At 41.7% G+C, this 17222-nt stretch carries 16 protein-coding genes and 1 tRNA gene; 15 read left to right on the forward strand and 2 right to left on the reverse strand.

The features are described from left to right. Positions 1 to 2: 2 nt before the first annotated feature. Both CVN76_RS23375 and CVN76_RS23380 read left to right on the forward strand, forming a co-directional pair. A complete protein-coding gene (locus CVN76_RS23375) occupies positions 3 to 416 on the forward strand; it encodes a YbjN domain-containing protein (protein ID WP_100533229.1) in 414 nt (137 codons plus the stop codon). A 187-nt stretch (positions 417 to 603) separates the two neighbouring features. Further along, positions 604 to 677, forward strand: a tRNA-Gly gene (locus tag CVN76_RS23380). A 181-nt stretch (positions 678 to 858) separates the two neighbouring features. Here CVN76_RS23380 and CVN76_RS23385 read toward each other — a convergent pair. Next, entirely contained in the window at positions 859 to 1527 is a 669-nt protein-coding gene (locus CVN76_RS23385) for a B3/B4 domain-containing protein (RefSeq protein ID WP_100533230.1), read from the reverse strand. Between the two features lie 105 nt (positions 1528 to 1632). On the opposite strand from CVN76_RS23385, the gene queG reads away from it, so the two are divergent. From queG to CVN76_RS23430, 9 genes are all read left to right on the forward strand, one after another. After that, entirely contained in the window at positions 1633 to 2772 is a 1140-nt protein-coding gene (gene queG, locus CVN76_RS23390) for a tRNA epoxyqueuosine(34) reductase QueG (RefSeq protein WP_100533231.1), read from the forward strand. A gap of 140 nt (positions 2773 to 2912) precedes the next feature. Continuing rightward, positions 2913 to 3776, forward strand: coding sequence for an amidase domain-containing protein (locus CVN76_RS23395; RefSeq protein ID WP_332850663.1), 864 nt, complete (start codon positions 2913 to 2915; stop codon positions 3774 to 3776). 67 nt (positions 3777 to 3843) lie between these two features. After that, on the forward strand, positions 3844 to 4332 hold the full coding sequence (gene trmL, locus CVN76_RS23400) for a tRNA (uridine(34)/cytosine(34)/5-carboxymethylaminomethyluridine(34)-2'-O)-methyltransferase TrmL (protein ID WP_061143313.1): 489 nt from the start codon (positions 3844 to 3846) through the stop codon (positions 4330 to 4332). 78 nt (positions 4333 to 4410) lie between these two features. Beyond that, complete coding sequence (gene nfsA, locus CVN76_RS23405) at positions 4411 to 5160, forward strand: oxygen-insensitive NADPH nitroreductase (protein WP_100533232.1); 750 nt, start codon at positions 4411 to 4413, stop codon at positions 5158 to 5160. A 301-nt stretch (positions 5161 to 5461) separates the two neighbouring features. After that, on the forward strand, positions 5462 to 6310 hold the full coding sequence (locus CVN76_RS23410) for an ABC transporter ATP-binding protein (protein ID WP_100533233.1): 849 nt from the start codon (positions 5462 to 5464) through the stop codon (positions 6308 to 6310). Then, positions 6261 to 7181, forward strand: a complete 921-nt coding sequence (locus CVN76_RS23415) for an iron-hydroxamate ABC transporter substrate-binding protein (protein WP_061143310.1) — start codon at positions 6261 to 6263, stop codon at positions 7179 to 7181. Before CVN76_RS23410 ends, CVN76_RS23415 begins: the two co-directional genes overlap by 50 nt. 67 nt (positions 7182 to 7248) lie before the next feature. Continuing rightward, positions 7249 to 8259 (forward strand): FecCD family ABC transporter permease, encoded by a 1011-nt coding sequence (locus tag CVN76_RS23420; RefSeq protein WP_100533234.1) that lies wholly within the window; start codon positions 7249 to 7251, stop codon positions 8257 to 8259. Continuing rightward, complete coding sequence (locus CVN76_RS23425) at positions 8256 to 9263, forward strand: FecCD family ABC transporter permease (RefSeq protein WP_100533235.1); 1008 nt, start codon at positions 8256 to 8258, stop codon at positions 9261 to 9263. Before CVN76_RS23420 ends, CVN76_RS23425 begins: the two co-directional genes overlap by 4 nt. A gap of 504 nt (positions 9264 to 9767) precedes the next feature. Next, a complete protein-coding gene (locus tag CVN76_RS23430; protein WP_100533236.1) occupies positions 9768 to 11663 on the forward strand; it encodes a PrkA family serine protein kinase in 1896 nt (631 codons plus the stop codon). Between the two features lie 120 nt (positions 11664 to 11783). Here CVN76_RS23430 and CVN76_RS23435 read toward each other — a convergent pair whose 3' ends face one another. Continuing rightward, positions 11784 to 11993, reverse strand: coding sequence for a hypothetical protein (locus tag CVN76_RS23435; protein ID WP_061143306.1), 210 nt, complete (start codon positions 11991 to 11993; stop codon positions 11784 to 11786). A 118-nt stretch (positions 11994 to 12111) separates the two neighbouring features. Here CVN76_RS23435 and CVN76_RS23440 point away from each other — a divergent pair, with 118 nt between their 5' ends. The 4 genes from CVN76_RS23440 to CVN76_RS23455 all read left to right on the forward strand — a co-directional run. Then, entirely contained in the window at positions 12112 to 12291 is a 180-nt protein-coding gene (locus CVN76_RS23440) for a hypothetical protein (protein ID WP_100533237.1), read from the forward strand. A 437-nt stretch (positions 12292 to 12728) separates the two neighbouring features. Beyond that, positions 12729 to 13898: a sporulation protein YhbH gene (yhbH, locus tag CVN76_RS23445; RefSeq protein WP_100533238.1), complete on the forward strand. Its 1170-nt coding sequence runs from the start codon at positions 12729 to 12731 to the stop codon at positions 13896 to 13898. A 515-nt stretch (positions 13899 to 14413) separates the two neighbouring features. Next, positions 14414 to 14617: a hypothetical protein gene (locus tag CVN76_RS23450; protein WP_100533239.1), complete on the forward strand. Its 204-nt coding sequence runs from the start codon at positions 14414 to 14416 to the stop codon at positions 14615 to 14617. A gap of 489 nt (positions 14618 to 15106) precedes the next feature. Then, a partial coding sequence (locus CVN76_RS23455; RefSeq protein WP_157805771.1) for a toxin Cry1Ac domain D-VI-related protein occupies positions 15107 to 17222 on the forward strand: 2116 nt, incomplete at its 3' end.

Here is a 17222-nt window from a genome sequence, read left to right on the forward strand (position 1 = left end):
CCATGTCAAACGTTGCTGAATTTCGTGATTTTTTAACTAGTGAGAAAATCTATATGAATGAACTGAATGAAGATGGCACGACCTTTTTTAGAGCGGAGCAAAAGTTAAAGGATGGCTGGAAGGTCCTGCTAGTATTTGCCTTCAATCAAGATGAAAATGTGGCCGACTTATTTTGCTTTAATGTCGCCGAGTTGAAAAATCCCGATAAGATGCAGGCTGTACATACTTTGTTAAATGAATATAATGCGAACTTCAGGTATTCAAAGCTGTATGAAGAAAACGGGACCATTTCTATCCGTTATTCATACTCGATCGAAGGTGAATTCATCCCGGATCTTGCGTTCAGGAAGCTAATCATGCTATTGGAAACGGCGCAGCAGGTTTACCCACGGCTAATGGAAGTGATTTGGTCTTAAGTTCAAAGGGGATGATTGAAAAAGTTCACTGATTCAGGGGACTTTTTATCATCTTTACTAGAATAAAAGAATATAGGATCGGTATCTGTCAATAATATTAATAATTTTAAAAAGAACTATTGCATTTATTCGCATTACACTATATAATTGATTTTGTTGGTGATTCGACAAAGTTCTACAAACACATGCGGGTGTAGTTTAGTGGTAAAACCTCAGCCTTCCAAGCTGATGATGAGGGTTCGATTCCCTTCACCCGCTCCAATACATACTCATAACGTAGGGTTTCGTTACCTGGAGAACGAAGCTTTGCGTTTAAATATTATCATGAGAATTCTACTGTTTACAGTGGGATTTTTTTATGGTTCCTGTCTAAAAGTATTTTCTGAATGACTCAAAAAGACCCCTTCCGATACCGGTAGGGGTTATGTCTGTTGAATGTTGGCTATCCTTCTATAATCGAGTAAGTTCCTTCACCGCCATGTATTTCAAGGAACATGTCCATCAGCGATTTCGTTAGTTGACGGGCTTCCTCGATTGGTGTCTTAGGTTGTAGATAAATGATTTGGATGGCTCTTTTCGTTTCCTCGGTGACTTTCGTTCGCTCTGAATCAACGTAAGGACTGCCAAATGGACCTTCATGATCGACTGAAGCGATCATATTATCCAGTGAATTCAGGCGGCCGTTCAAACCGACATAGCCATCGGCACTCTCGCCAATTTTAATTGAGATTTTTCCCGCCAATTTATCCGCATCATAAATACCAATCGGAACCTCATATAAAAGGGAGAAAAAGGTATTTAAATCGATAGCCGAATGGATGGGCGCCAAGTAATTCTGTTTTTTGACGCGGCGATATAGGGCTTCCACGGAAGGGCGATAACGTGATGGGTTTGTTCCTGTCGCCTTGAAGATCGCTCGCCACTCTTTAATGCCGGAAAAATCGCTCAATTCCTTTTCTTCAAGGTCGAAGAAGAGAGCCTCCTGAAACAATTGCAGTCTCCCTTTCACCATTTGTGGCGAGGGGCCTACTTCGATGTTGTCATATGTGATGATCCCTACTTTGAATCCAGGGATTTTGTTGCTCAGATCAGCGGATATGTTAATTTCCAAGCGTTTCACCTCCAAAAATGATTGCAATTAGTTTATCATAGATAGCAATGGTTTGAAATGAATGCAAGCTTCGACGGGAATACTTAATGAACGTAGGTGATAATCATGGATATGAATACTTTCAAGCAAGAAGTGATTTTATATAGTAAAGAGATCGGTATCGATAAAATCGGTTTTGCATCGGCTACCACCTTTACCGAGTTGAGAAGTCGGCTCATTCGTCAACAAGAGTTGGGGTATCAATCCGGGTTTGAGGAACCGGATATCGAAAAAAGAGTCAGGCCGGAATTGATATTCGATAAACCGCAATCCATCATTTCGATTGCACTGGCCTATCCTTCGAAATTGAAGAATGCTCCGCAAAGTAAAAAAGGTGAACGGCGGGGGATTTTCTGCCGGGCTTCCTGGGGAACGGATTATCATGCCGTGCTGCGAAAAAAATTACAGTTACTTGAGGATTTCATTACTGATAAAGCGCCAGGAGCAGTCTCAAAATCGATGGTTGATACGGGTGAATTATCCGATAGGGCGGTGGCGGAGCGCGCCGGGGTTGGCTGGAGTGCGAAAAATAGCATGATCATTACACCGGAATTCGGGTCTTATGTATATTTGGGGGACTTGATTACCAATCTCCCCTTTGAGCCTGATCAGCCGATGGAAAATCAATGCGGGACATGCAATAAATGTGTTGATGTTTGTCCAACAGGTGCGCTCGTTCAGGGAGGGCAATTGAATGCCAAGCGCTGCATCGCCTTTTTAACGCAGACAAAAGGGTTCCTTCCGGACGAATTCAGGACGAAAATAGGCAATCGTTTGTATGGATGCGACACATGCCAGACTGTCTGTCCAAAAAATAAAGGAATCGATTTTCATTTACATGAAGAAATGGAACCTGACCCGGAATTGGCCAAGCCGCTGTTGAAACCGCTGCTTACGATTTCTAATCGGGATTTCAAAGAGACGTATGGACAAGTATCCGGTTCTTGGCGCGGTAAAAAACCCATTCAACGAAATGCGATATTAGCTTTGGCACACTACAAGGATGTAACGGCATTGCCCTTATTGATCAAGGTCATGAAGGAAGATCCGCGTCCGGTCATACGCGGCACGGCAGCTTGGGCAGTGGGGAAAATTGGCCGCGAAGAAGCTGTTTCCGTGCTGGAAGAGGCGAGAATGAAGGAAACGGATGCAGAGGTTCTGGACGAAATCGAGAAGGGACTGCAATTTACTTTGGAAACGCAATGATATATATGAAGAAGCCGCTCCATTATGGGGCGGTTTTTTTTTCGATGGTGCTGACAAAATGGGTTCTTAACAATTACGAAGTTGTGTTTTTGTCCATGCCTTCATACATACACATTAGCATAGAAGGTAGGAAGGAGGGCATGAACTTGAGGAAACAATTGCAACGGCTTCTACAGGAAAGGATCGAGTTTTATACTTCCGATAATCAGGAACGTAGTGAACGGAAATACCATTTGAAAAAGGAATTGATGAGGAGCCGTGAGGCGAAAATTGTCAGGGTGAACGCTGCAGGCAAAATTCATTCGAAGAAAAAGGAAGACAGTGATACAGTCCTGACTTATCAAGTGCATCTGCAATATTTATTGAAACAGGAGGATTCATTTTATATCGAAGAAGAAATGGAAGAAAGGGAAGCCAGGTTTCGAAATGGGTATCTGGTCGATGAACGTGAATTGGTACCGAATTTCGAAACGGAAGGGGAACAGCCAAAATGGGATGCGGGAGCCGAGCGTCTAGCCTATAAGTATGAGCGGATGAGGGCAGTTCAATATGCCGAGCGTTGGTGGAATGAATTCAATCCCGAGTATTACAAATTCACTGATGACTGTACGAATTTCATTTCACAATGCTTACATGCGGGAGGTATTCCGATGTGGGGGGCCCCTAACAAAAATAAGGGTTGGTGGATCAGGGGGAAAAGCTGGAGTTACACATGGACGACGGCAAATGCTTTATATCATCTGCTGAAAGCGGGAAATGTCATCAGGACGAAGCAAGTGGAGTCGGCACGGGAATTGAATTTAGGTGATATCCTTTGTATCGATTTCGAAGGGGACGGACGGTTCGACCATAACCTGATCGTGACGGCGAAGGATCAGGATGGGATGCCGCTCGTTAACGCCCATACGATGAACAGCCGTCACAGGTATTGGACGTATGAAGACTCGACCAGATATACACCGAACATCGTTTATAAATTTTTTGTGATTTTGGATGGAGGATGATTGATTTCTAGTCTTTTTTGTTTAATGGTATAATTAAGGTGAAGTTTAAACTAGAGGTGAAAATGAAGTGGCCATACATGTAGTTTTATATCAACCACAGATTCCAGCAAATACAGGCAATATCGCAAGAACATGTGCAGGGACTGATACGTCCTTGCATCTCATTCGTCCGCTCGGTTTTTCGACCGATGACAAGCAACTCAAAAGGGCAGGACTGGATTATTGGGAGAATGTGAAGATCCATTATTATGATTCATTAGAAGAATTTTTCGAAAAGAATGCCGGCGGTGAATTTTATTATCTGACGAAATTCGGGGAACAGCCGCACTCAAGCTTTGATTACAGTGATCAGGACAGTGAAATTTTCTTCATTTTTGGCCGTGAAACGACAGGGCTTCCGAAAGACCTGATCCAGGAGAATATGGATCGCTGCCTGCGGATTCCAATGACCGATAAAGTACGGTCCCTGAATTTATCGAATACAGCGGCCATCTTGGTATATGAAGCATTGAGGCAGCAGAACTACCGTGAACTGGATCTGAAAACAAAAGACTGAATGTCACCGTCATCCATCATCGGGGATATCAGCTCCGCTGGTGGATGTTTGTTTACATATTTATAAGGGGTGGGAATAATGAATACGATTATTGAGAAGATTCTAGATCACCGTTCCATTCGTTCTTTTGAGGATAGGCCCTTGTCGGAGGAACAAATTCATACGATTGTGGAGTGCGCCCAGGCTGCATCCACTTCCAGTTACATTCAAGCGTATTCCATCATCGGTGTAACCGATCCGAAAAAGAAGGCCAAGCTTGCTGAACTTGCCGGGCCGCAATCTTATGTCGAGAAGAATGGTCATCTTTTCGTTTTTTGCGCCGATTTATATCGGCAGGATATCGTTTCAGAGATGGAAGGCACGGACGTGACCGAATCACTTGAAAGTACCGAAAAATTCATGGTCGCTTGTATCGATGCTGCCCTGGCAGCTCAAAATGCAGCATTGGCGGCTGAATCGATGGATCTTGGCATTTGCTATATCGGAGGCATCCGGAATAATCTTCAAGAGGTATCCGATATATTGAATATACCGCATCGTGTCATTCCTTTATTTGCACTTGTTGTCGGATATCCTAAGAACAGGTCCGATAAAAAGCCGCGATTGCCGCAGTCCAACATTTATCATGAAAATGGCTATCAAGAGGATAAGCAGGAATTCATCAATCAGCTTGGCGCCTACAACGAAACGATTTCCGATTATTACGAGCAAAGGACTAATGGGAAACGTAAAGATACCTGGACAGGACAAATGGCCGGTATGCTTGAAAAGAAAAGCCGACTATATATGAAAGATTACGTGGAGAAGCAAGGATTCAAAAAACATTAAGTGATCGTTAAGACCTAATGCGTGATTTTTGCCTTTTCAATAAGTTAGTACTCTAGCTATATGAAAATGGTGTGACTCAATCAAGAAAGATCCCGGAATTTTCCTGGATCTTTCTGTTTTTTGGTTAATTGGTAAAAAGAATTTCAGTTTATTCATCCTCTTTAACTTTCTTCTTAAATACCCATGAAATGCTATTGACAATATATTTGGATAGAATTATAGTAATTAAGTAATGGATAATGATAATCATTTTCACTCGTGTTTTTACTTACCTATTTTTCAGTAATTGGAGGTTGAAATAATGGTTCGCCTATATACAGAGGAATTAAACATTGGGTATGGTGAACGTTTAATTGTAAAAGATCTCAGTGTGGAAATTCCAGATAAAAAAATCACAACGATCATCGGTTCAAATGGGTGCGGAAAATCCACACTTTTGAAAGCGATCACCCGTATCATCCCCAAACAAGCGGGGACGGTTGTATTGGATGGTGTGAATATTTCCAAAGAAAGTACCAAGATTCTTGCAAAAAAAATGGCCATCCTTCCGCAAACGCCCGAAAGTGCAAGCGGATTGACAGTCGGCGAGCTTGTCTCATACGGCCGCTTCCCTTATCAAAAAGGATTCGGGCGGCTGACCCAAAAAGATTACGATGTGATTGATTGGGCTCTTGAAGTCACTGGTACGAAGGAATTCAAGTTCCGTCCGGTGGATGCTCTCTCGGGAGGTCAACGGCAGCGTGTTTGGATTGCGATGGCATTGGCTCAGGAAACGGAAATCATCTTTCTTGATGAGCCGACCACATATTTGGACATGGCCCATCAACTAGAAGTTTTGGAGCTTTTACAGAAGCTGAATGTAGAACAGGGACGTACGATCGTCATGGTCCTTCATGATTTAAACCAAGCGGCCCGCTTTGCCGACTATATCATTGCCTTAAAAGACGGGCAAGTCGTGAAAGCAGGAGATTGTGAAGAGGTCATCACGCATGAAGTGCTTAAGGATGTATTCCATATTGATGCGGTAATCGGAAGAGATCAACGAACGAACAAACCAATGTGCAGCACGTACAATTTATTAAAAGGAGATTCAACACCAAATGAAAAAGATTCTGATCCCGTTTATCCTGCTGTTAGTGTTAATTATTAGTGCTTGTGGTAATAATGAGTCAACGGAAAAAGAGAAAAGCTCGGATACGAAAAAGGAAAAATCGGGCACCATCACCTATCAATCTGAAAATGGTCCCATCGAAGTGCCTGCGAATCCTAAGCGTGTGGTCGTGCTATCTTCATTCGCAGGTAGCGTATTGGCTTTGGATGTTAACCTTGTCGGGGTTGATTCATGGTCCAAAATGAACCCGAATTTCAAGCTGGATGACGTCGAGGAAGTAACGGACGATAATTTGGAGAAAATCATCGATTTGAATCCCGATCTGATCATTGGTTTATCCACGATTAAAAATGTCGATAAATTAAAAGAAATTGCTCCGACCGTAACATATACATACGGGAAAGTGGACTATTTAACACAGCATGTCGAAATTGGCAAGCTATTGAATAAAGAAAAAGAAGCTCAAGCATGGGTGGATGATTTCAAAAAACGGGCAAAAACCACTGGTGATGAAATCAAGGCTAAAATTGGTGAAGATGCCACCGTTTCCGTCTTTGAAAAGTTTGACAAGCAGTTCTATGTATATGGCGATAATTGGGGCCGCGGAACGGAAATCCTTTACCAGGAAATGAAATTGGGCATGCCTGAAAAGGTAAAAGAAACGGCATTGAAGGATGGGTATTTTGCCTTGTCATTGGAAGTCCTGAAAGACTATGCCGGTGATTATGTCATTTTGAGCAATAACAAAGACCAAGATAATTCATTCCAACAAACTGATACGTTCAAAAACATACCTGCGGTTAAAAACAATAAACTATTTGAAGCTGATGCAAAAAAATTCTACTTCAATGATCCAATAACATTAGATTACCAATTAGACTTCTTTTCAAAAAGCTTTCTTGGTAAATGATACAGCGAGGGAGAGGGAGTCTGATTCCTCTCCTTTTATTCTATAAAAAAAGAGATGAGAGAGACAGATGACTAATGATAATCAACGTTTCATCCCATTTACATATAAACTGATCATAGCGATCGCTGCTTTTATCGCTATGTTCATCATAGCGATGGTATTTGGTGCAGCGGATGCGACCATCAAGGATGTATGGCAAGCCTTGACATCGAATGCTACCGGTGAGAAGATTTCCATCATTCGGGAAATCCGTCTTCCTCGTGAGGTGGGGGCAATCTTCGTTGGCTCGGCACTTGCCGTTTCAGGTGCCATCATGCAAGGAATTACGAGGAATCCGCTTGCTGATCCCGGACTGCTCGGATTGACGGCAGGGGCAAATGCAGCCCTGGCGATAACGCTGGCACTCGTTCCGTCAGCTAATAACTTTGGCATCATGGGTGCATGCTTTATTGGTGCCGCTGTCGGGACACTCATGGTTTTTGGTATTGCTGCGATGAAGAAGGGCGGTTTCTCCCCTTTACGAATCGTATTGGCCGGTGCAGCGGTCTCAGCCTTCCTATTTGCCGTAGCGGAAGGGGTCGGCATTTATTTCAAAATATCAAAAGATGTATCGATGTGGACTGCCGGCGGGAATATTGGAACATCTTGGGGGCAGCTTCAGGTAATCATTCCGTTTATTATAATAGGCATCCTGGTCTCCTTCATTTTTTCCAGACAGCTCACCATCCTTAGTCTTAGTGAAGAAGTGGCGGTGGGGTTAGGTCAAAAGACGGCACAAATCAAAGCGGTTCTTTTCGTCGTTGTCATTCTGCTTGCCGGTGCTGCGGTTGCGTTAGTCGGAAATATGGTTTTCATCGGGTTGATGATTCCCCACATGGTCCGGGCCATCGTAGGTACGGATTATCGATTCATCCTGCCGATGTCCGCCGTTTTAGGGGCTGCTTTCATGCTTTTGGCCGATACGATCGGCCGTACAATCAATTCTCCGTATGAAACACCAGTGGTAGCGATTGTTGCGTTGATAGGTCTGCCTTTCTTCCTCCTAATCGTACGTAAAGGAGGGAAAGCATTTTCATGATCTCTTCAGCTTTAATCAAAAAACAGCGTTGGCTAATCGGTGTCTTAACCGCACTCATTATCATAACCGTCATTATAGGTACATGTTTAGGATATTCGAATCTTTCCATAGGGCGGCTGATTCCGACGCTTTTTGGACAAGGGACCTTTAAAGAGGAATTCATTTTATTTTCCGTCCGGTTGCCACGGATCATCATCACCCTATTGGCAGGAATGGCTCTCGCACTGTCAGGAGCGATTTTACAGGGAATTACCCGTAATGATCTAGCCGACCCAGGGATTATCGGGATTAACTCCGGAGCAGGTGTAGCCATTGCCGTTTTCTTTCTGTTTTTCCCTATAGATGCAGGTTCATTTGTTTATATGGTTCCAATAGTCGGGTTTATCGGTGCGATGCTGACAGCCTGTATCATTTATCTTCTTTCATATAAGCGAAGGGTTGGCCTTGAACCGGTTCGGCTCGTATTGATCGGCGTAGGTTTTTCCATGGCGCTTTCTGGTTTGATGATCGTTCTCATATCTTCAGCGGAAAGGGCCAAGGTCGATTTCATAGTGAAGTGGCTGGCCGGAAATATTTGGGGAGCGGATTGGCCGTTCATTTGGGCAGTCCTTCCTTGGTTGATCGTCCTCATTCCATTCACTTTATACAAAGCGAATCGGTTGAATTTGCTTGGTTTAAGCGAACCGGTCGCTATCGGAGTGGGAGTATCGATTGAAAAGGAACGGGTCGTCTTGCTCATAACAGCTGTCGCACTTGCTGCTGCTGCTGTTTCCGTTACGGGCGGAATAGCCTTCATCGGACTTATGGCACCTCATATAGCGAAATCCTTGGTCGGACCTCGAAATCAATTATTCATTCCGATTGCCGTATTGATCGGCGGATGGCTATTGCTCCTTGCCGACACAATAGGACGTAATCTAGTCGAACCAGCGGGAATTCCTGCAGGCATCATGGTTGCCTTGATCGGTGCTCCTTATTTCATGTATTTATTGCTGAAAAAATAATTGCAGCTTAAAATCCCTTGTTTTTTTTCAAGGGATTTTTTGTTTTGCCACTCCATGTCTGTTTAAAGATAGCCGTAAATCCTCTAATAAACAAAGGGGCCTGATCACCAATGATCAGGCCCCTTTGCTGGGAATATTAAAAAATAGGGTGTTATTCCTTTACTTCACACCTGGTTTATCGTCATACCCAGCAGTGAAGATAGCGGCTAAAAATGTAAGAGCTACTGCAACGATAATAACTGTGCCCATGCTGTAACCTCCCTTTACCCAAATTGTCCCACTTTAGTATAGGCTTAGTATACCCTAATTTTTAGCAGGAGTGCACACAATTTTTCTTGCGGGCGGATTTGTCATCGATTGTTCAAGGATCAAGCCTTTTCCTTTAATTAAAATGTGAGGGGACATCGGAAACATGCCCTGTGACTTTTTAAAGTCTGACATGTTTGTCAGACTTGGAGCATAGATTTAAGTATTCTCTGAAAGTGACAGGGGGAGGTTCCTTAAATGGATATATTAAAGAAAATCGAAAAATTTAGAGAAGATGAACAGAAGCTCAAGTGGGAAGGCACCTTCGCAGAGTACTTAGACATATTGAAAGAAACGCCATTAGTTGCTCAATCTGCTCATTCACGTGTATACAACATGATCAGAGATGCAGGGATAGAGGAAGTAAATGGTTCAAAGAAATACAATTTTTTCAGCGGTCAGTTGTTTGGCCTCGAAGATTCACTCGAAAGGCTCATCGAGGAATATTTTCATCCGGCAGCAAAGCGGCTGGATGTGCGAAAACGGATCTTGCTGCTCATGGGCCCGGTTTCAGGAGGGAAGTCCACGCTCGTTTCTTTACTGAAGCGAGGGCTTGAGAATTATTCATTAAAAGAAACGGGTGCGATATACGCGATAAAAGGATGCCCGATGCATGAAGACCCGCTTCATCTCATTCCACAATATTTACGGAATGATTTTTATGAGGAATATGGCATTAGGATTGAAGGAAACCTATCGCCGCTGAATGTAATGAGGCTGGAAACGGAGTATGGAAACCGGATTGAAGATGTGATCGTCGAACGTATCTTCCTTTCAGAGGATAAGCGTGTAGGGATTGGGACATTCAGTCCATCCGATCCCAAGTCACAGGATATTGCTGATCTTACGGGCTCGATCGACTTTTCAACCATTGCCGAATATGGATCTGAATCCGATCCGCGGGCTTATCGTTTTGATGGTGAGCTAAACAAAGCGAACAGAGGGATGATGGAGTTTCAGGAGATGCTGAAATGTGATGAGAAATTTTTATGGCATTTGCTTTCATTGACCCAGGAAGGGAATTTCAAGGCTGGCCGATTTGCACTCATCAGTGCGGATGAGCTCATTGTGGCCCATACGAATGAAACGGAGTATAAAGCGTTCATCGCCAACAAGAAAAATGAAGCATTGCACTCCAGGATCATCGTCATGCCGATTCCATATAATTTGAAGGTTACCGAGGAAGAAAAGATTTATGAAAAAATGATTCATGAAAGCGATGTTTCCAATGTTCACATTGCGCCGCATACACTAAGGGTGGCGGCAATCTTCAGCATCATGACCCGCCTGAAGGATCCGAAAAAGGGTGATATCGATTTAGTGAAAAAAATGAGGCTGTATGATGGGGAAAATGTGGAGGGCTTCAATTCCGCGGACATCAATGAGCTGAAAAAAGAATATCAGGACGAGGGCATGAGCGGAATCGATCCTCGGTACGTGATCAACCGGATATCGTCTACGATCATCCGGAAGGAAAATCCGTCCATTAACGCCCTGGATGTACTTATGTCATTGAAAGCAGGCCTTGACCAGCATCCGTCCATATCGAATGAACTTCGGGAGCGTTATTTGAATTTCATTTCACTCGCCAGGAAAGAATATGATGCAATTGCCAAAAACGAAGTGCAAAAAGCATTTGTCTATTCCTATGAAGAGTCGGCTAAGATCCTGATGGATAATTACTTGGACAATGTCGAGGCATACTGCAATAAATCAAGGCTGCGCGATCCGTTGACCGGGGAAGAAATTAATCCGGATGAAAAATTGATGCGCTCGATTGAAGAACAAATCGGTATCTCTGAGAATGCCAAAAAAGCATTCCGTGAAGAAATATTGATCCGTATTTCTGCTTATGCACGGAAAGGAAAACGATTCGATTATAATTCACATGATCGTTTACGAGAAGCAATCCAGAAAAAGCTATTCGCAGATCTGAAGGATGTCGTTAAAATCACGACTTCAACGAAGACACCGGATGAAAGGCAATTAAAGAAAGTGAATGAAGTCATTACGAGACTGATCGATGAGCATGGGTATAATTCCACTTCAGCCAATGATTTACTGCGTTATGTAGGCAGCCTGTTAAATCGGTAATCAATCCTGCCCCTACCCTCAATTGGGTAGGGGTTAATCATGTTTTTGCGAAGAACTTGCAAAAAAATACTGGGCCCATATTGATTAGCCCAGTATTTTCAACTTAGTCCATAGAAATATTCATTTGGTTACATTCAAGCCGTACTGTTCGATAAGAGTGACGAGTTGGTCTGATGAAAGTGTATCTTCACTGTGATCGACTTTTATTTCGCCATCATCGACATCGATGATCGCACGTTCCACACCTTCCGTTTTCAAAAGGATCGACTCCAAATTCAAAATGGGGCCTTCGGATGTCGCTTCTTTTACATAAAGTGTAGTTGTTTGCATATACGTTGCACCTCCTTGGATTTGTTATTCTGTCTTATCTATACCCCATCTTCATGTTGGATATGTTACGTTTTGATTTTGGAAATATTGGGTATCAATAAAGTAGAGGTGATGTCAAATGAGTAAAGAAGAACTGAAAAAAGAGCATGTTCCGGAAAACAGCTCAATGGCCAAGGATTATGAAGAGATGAAAGAACTTGGCAAGCAGATGGAGAATCAAAGGACGAATGAAGAACTGAAAGAATGGGATAAACGCCCTGGCACGGTCCAGCATGAAGTGGAGGTAGAAAAAGATTGACGTATAGCACTCCGAATATTTTTTTTATCGTAAAGGGTGGTCCAGGATGTTAATGGAGCATCCTTTTGTTGTGGAGCCATTTAGCTGCTTGAATGTTCCGGAAGCTCTATCCTTATATGTAAAGCTGCTCCCGTTTTCCTCATACGGATACAATCGATGAAATAAACCACGAAGTCCCCCGAATCTCAAATTTCACGCTTAATGTGCCTGAAAAACAGGACGTGACTTGTCCAGTTTGTAGGCAAACATCCATTATTGAATTTTGTTGTAAATTATCCTGTATCGCTGCATAAGATAGAGTAATACACTTCTTTTAACATGTTTTCTGGACTGTTATTTTAAATAAAGAAAATGGGAATGCTTTGGGTTTTCTCACACTAATTTAGTATATGAAGGAATGATGAAACGCGTGCAAACATTTTTAAGGGGGGAAGAGAATGTCGGAAGAGAATAATCAACAATATGTTATCTCACAGGAAAACTGGTCCCTCCATCGAAAAGGCTATGATGATCAACAGCGTCATCAGGAAAAGGTGCAGGAAGCGATCAAGAATAATTTACCGGATTTAATTTCCGAAGAAAGCATCGTCATGTCAAACGGCCGGGATGTCATCAAGATTCCCATTCGCTCCTTGGATGAATACAAAATCCGTTACAATTATGATAAGAACAAACATGTAGGTCAAGGAGATGGAGATAGTAAGGTGGGAGATGTGGTCGCAAGGGACGGCTCCCCATCCGATGCCGGAGCAGGTAAAGGTCAAGGAGCGGGTGACAAGGCAGGCGAGGATTATTATGAAGCAGAGGTTTCGATGATGGAGTTGGAGGAAGCGTTGTTCAGTCAGCTGGAACTGCCTAATCTCCAGAAGAAAGAACAGGCGGAGCATACGCTTGAACAAATCGAATTCAACGACATCCGCAAGACAGGCTTAATGGGGAATATCGATAAAAAGAAAACGATGATATCCGCTTTTAAACGGAATGCTTTAAGCGGCGACCCAGGCTTTCATCCGATTTATAAGGAAGATTTTAAATTCAAGACGTGGAATGAAATCGAAAAACCCGATTCCAAAGCTGTTGTGCTGGCAATGATGGATACTTCCGGAAGTATGGGATTATGGGAAAAGTATATGGCACGAAGCTTTTTCTTTTGGATGAACCGATTCCTCCGAACGAAATATGAAACGGTTGAAATCGAATTCATTGCCCACCATACGGAAGCGAAAGTCGTTCCGGAAGAGGATTTCTTTTCAAAAGGGGAAAGCGGGGGAACGATTTGTTCGTCTGTATATCGTAAAGCATTAGAACTTATTGATCATAAATATGACCCGGCGAAATTCAATATCTATCCATTTCATTTTTCCGACGGTGACAACCTCACATCAGATAACGTTAGATGCGTCAAGCTTGTGGAGGAACTCATGAAGCTTTCCAATATGTTCGGATATGGCGAAGTCAATCAATACAATCGCCATTCTACCTTGATGACAGCTTATAAAAATATTGATAATGAAAAATTCCGGTATTTCATATTAAAACAAAAGGCGGATGTATTCCACGCGATGAAGAGCTTCTTTAAGGACGAAGAACAGAAGAAATTCGCATAAGGTTACAAGGAATTCATTCATCATCTCCGATTGTAGGGATTTCTCTCTACGATCTTTTTTTTGTAATTTCATTCTGCCGCTTTCTTGAAAACAGAGGAAATTCGTTCATTCAAATTCCAATCTATTTATTTAAGGTTGCAACATACGACAATTATCACCAGAAACATAGCGCAGAAAAATAGGCAGAATTTGAAATGTAAATCGTACCGTTTCATTTTTGGAACGATGGGCTTGGCAAAATATAATAAAATAAAGAAGAAGTGCGGAAACACTTCCCCTAATCCCATTGTTAAAAGAAGAAGCATTATCCTCGTACCGAACGGATCCAAGGCCTTGAGGCTTGGATCAACACTTAAACGGCTTGTTCCTTCATTTATTGGGGACAGGCCGTTTAAGTTTTTCCTGCATGGAGCATGTCAGTTTTGGCCACTCAGTATTGTAAGGTTTCGTTATTATTTATCAATCAACACTTGCCTGTATGTATATGGTTGCCATCAAATAGAAGGAGCAAGATTATGTCGAAGCCAATTGCCTTTATATTATTATGGATGTCACAAGCAGGGGCATTCCTAATAAAAAATCGGATTTATTTCATCCAATCCTTTTTAGTCCTATTTTTAATGTACCTACTATTGAATAAAAAAGAAATTAATGAATTGAAAATTACCCTCATTATCATTACAGCTCTTTCTTTCCTTAAGAGTGCTCACAGAAAATGATGATTTATATGACAATGAAGGGGAAAATACTCAAAAAAAGCATGTAAAGAATAAAGAAGAAGAGAGATTCAAACGATGGAGATTCCCCTAGGTAAACCATTTAAAAACATTAAAATGCAAATCCCTTCAAGCAAGAAAATGAAAAGTTATCGGAAGCTTTACCACTTGAATCTCTCCATATCCCCATAAATAAACTCCCGGAAAAAATGATCTTAAGATACAAATGTTTGTTATGTAGAAGGTCAAAAAAGAATGAATATAGATACGCGCAGTTCATAGCTGTGCTTTTTTTCTTGCTCGTATTTTCATTCTTCAATAAATATTCTTCACCTTCATTTTAAAAAAAACAGGATAAATGAAAATTCATGCAATAAATATTGTTCCAAAAATGATTTTTCATTCACCATTATTGGAACGATGTATTTCTTGATAGATAGTAATATGAATTTGTTATCACCAAGATTACCATTTTAGGAGGAGGAAAATAAATTGAAGAAAAGTAAAGTGTTAAAACCAATTAACGTCATGACCACATCATTTTTGTTAGCAAGCTCTCTATTAATGCCAACTGCAGGATTTGCGGAGGAATCTTCTGCATCAGAAAAAAATGTTGCGAATGCACAAGAGTCTGAGGCGAAAAATCAATCAGCGGGTACACAAACGGTGGAAAAAGAATCACGGAGCAAAGCGGCAACAGCTAGAGCAACCAATGAAGCAGTCGTAAATAATTTTGCTGAATTGAAGGCTGCTTTAGAGGGTGATAATGGAATTACGACAATCACACTTGGACAAAACATCGATATTAGCGGTCCGATTAACATTCAAGCGAAAAAATCAAACATATTGATTGAGGGAAATAACTATACAGTTTCGGAAACGGGCGCGAATGGGGGATCAGGAGGTATCTATTATGGCAATGGTAACATATTGCGCAATGTCACAGTAAAGGACCTTACTATTAGAGGGAAAAATTACTATGGATTCATTACAATAAACGATGCATCAAACAATGTAAAACAAATATTTGAAAATGTAACGTATAGTGGACCACAAATGATCTGGAACCGTTACGGGAATGTAATTTTTAGAGGAGTTAATAACATTAATATCAATAATACGACAATGCCAGGATCATCACCCGCCCAAGAGATGGCGGAAACTGGAAGTGTTGAAATTGAAGGTGAAATCAATATCAATCATAATAGTGGCTATGCCCTCATTTGGTCGATTTCAAAAGCTCCTCAATTTAAGATTGCGCCTGATGCTAAAGTGGAAATTAATACATTGCAAAGTGGCTATGGAATCTTTTATCCAACAGAGGGTTATGGGGATTTCTCCGTTGGAGAAAATGCAATGGTGAAATTTGATGGACAAAAGGGAATTACAGGCAGCGGAATATTAAAATCTTTTATTTTGGACCCAGGGGCAGAAGTTGAGATGAATAGAACAGGAAAAGATGTAGCCCCAATGATTTTATTTTATGGAGAAACAGAGATTAATGAAAACGCAAAACTTCAAGTGAGTACAGAAAATGGTCATGCCATGCAAGCTGTAAATGTAGGAACAATGAAATTTAAGAAGCCGGAGAGAGTCATATTATCCTCACTTAAAGGTCAAGCGATTGATAATAAATATACCTCCCTAACGCTGAGTATGGATACGGGCAAAGTGAAGTATTGGACGAATCAGTCACCAACTCCTAACAGCTATGTGAGTAATGATGGTAAGGATTTCACTTGGGACGCTAATTATCGCTATGACGTAGCTCAAGCAATAAAAGTATCAAAGAACTTAAACTATAATTTCAATATTGAATTTGATAAAACAAATAAGATTGAATTAGGAACTGATGTAGATGGTCAATTAAAAAAAGAGCTAGCTGAAGCGAAGAACAAAGTCGAAGATCTATTCACGAATGATAAGTTCGATACATTGAAAGGAAGTACGAATCAAGGGGCGATAGACGAAGCTCAAGCAGCAGTCAATAAATTGCCAGCCGGTGCGGAAAAAGACCGTTTACAAGATTTAGTGAACAAAGCGAAGGATTTATTGAAGAAAAAAGAAGAAGCAGAAAAAGACCAAGCCGATGCGAAGAAAAAAGTAGAAGACCTGTTCACGGATAACAAGTTCGACACATTGAAAGGAAATACCAATCAAGCCGCGGTTGACGAAGCGGAAGCAGCAGTCAATAAATTACCAGCCGGTGCGGAAAAAGACCGTTTACAAGATTTAGTGAACAAAGCGAAGGATTTATTGAAGAAAAAAGAAGAAGCAGAAAAAGAACAAGCTGATGCGAAGAAAAAAGTAGAAGACCTGTTCACGGATAACAAGTTCGACACATTGAAAGGAAATACCAATCAAGCCGCGGTTGACGAAGCGGAAGCAGCAGTCAATAAATTACCAGCCGGTGCGGAAAAAGACCGTTTACAAGATTTAGTGAACAAAGCGAAGGATTTATTGAAGAAAAAAGAAGAAGCAGAAAAAGAACAAGCTGATGCGAAGAAAAAAGTAGAAGACCTGTTCACGGATAACAAGTTCGACACATTGAAAGGAAGTACCAATCAAGCCGCGGTTGACGAAGCTCAGGCAGCAGTCAATAAATTGC

It is taken from the genome of Bacillus sp. mrc49, from assembly GCF_002803435.1.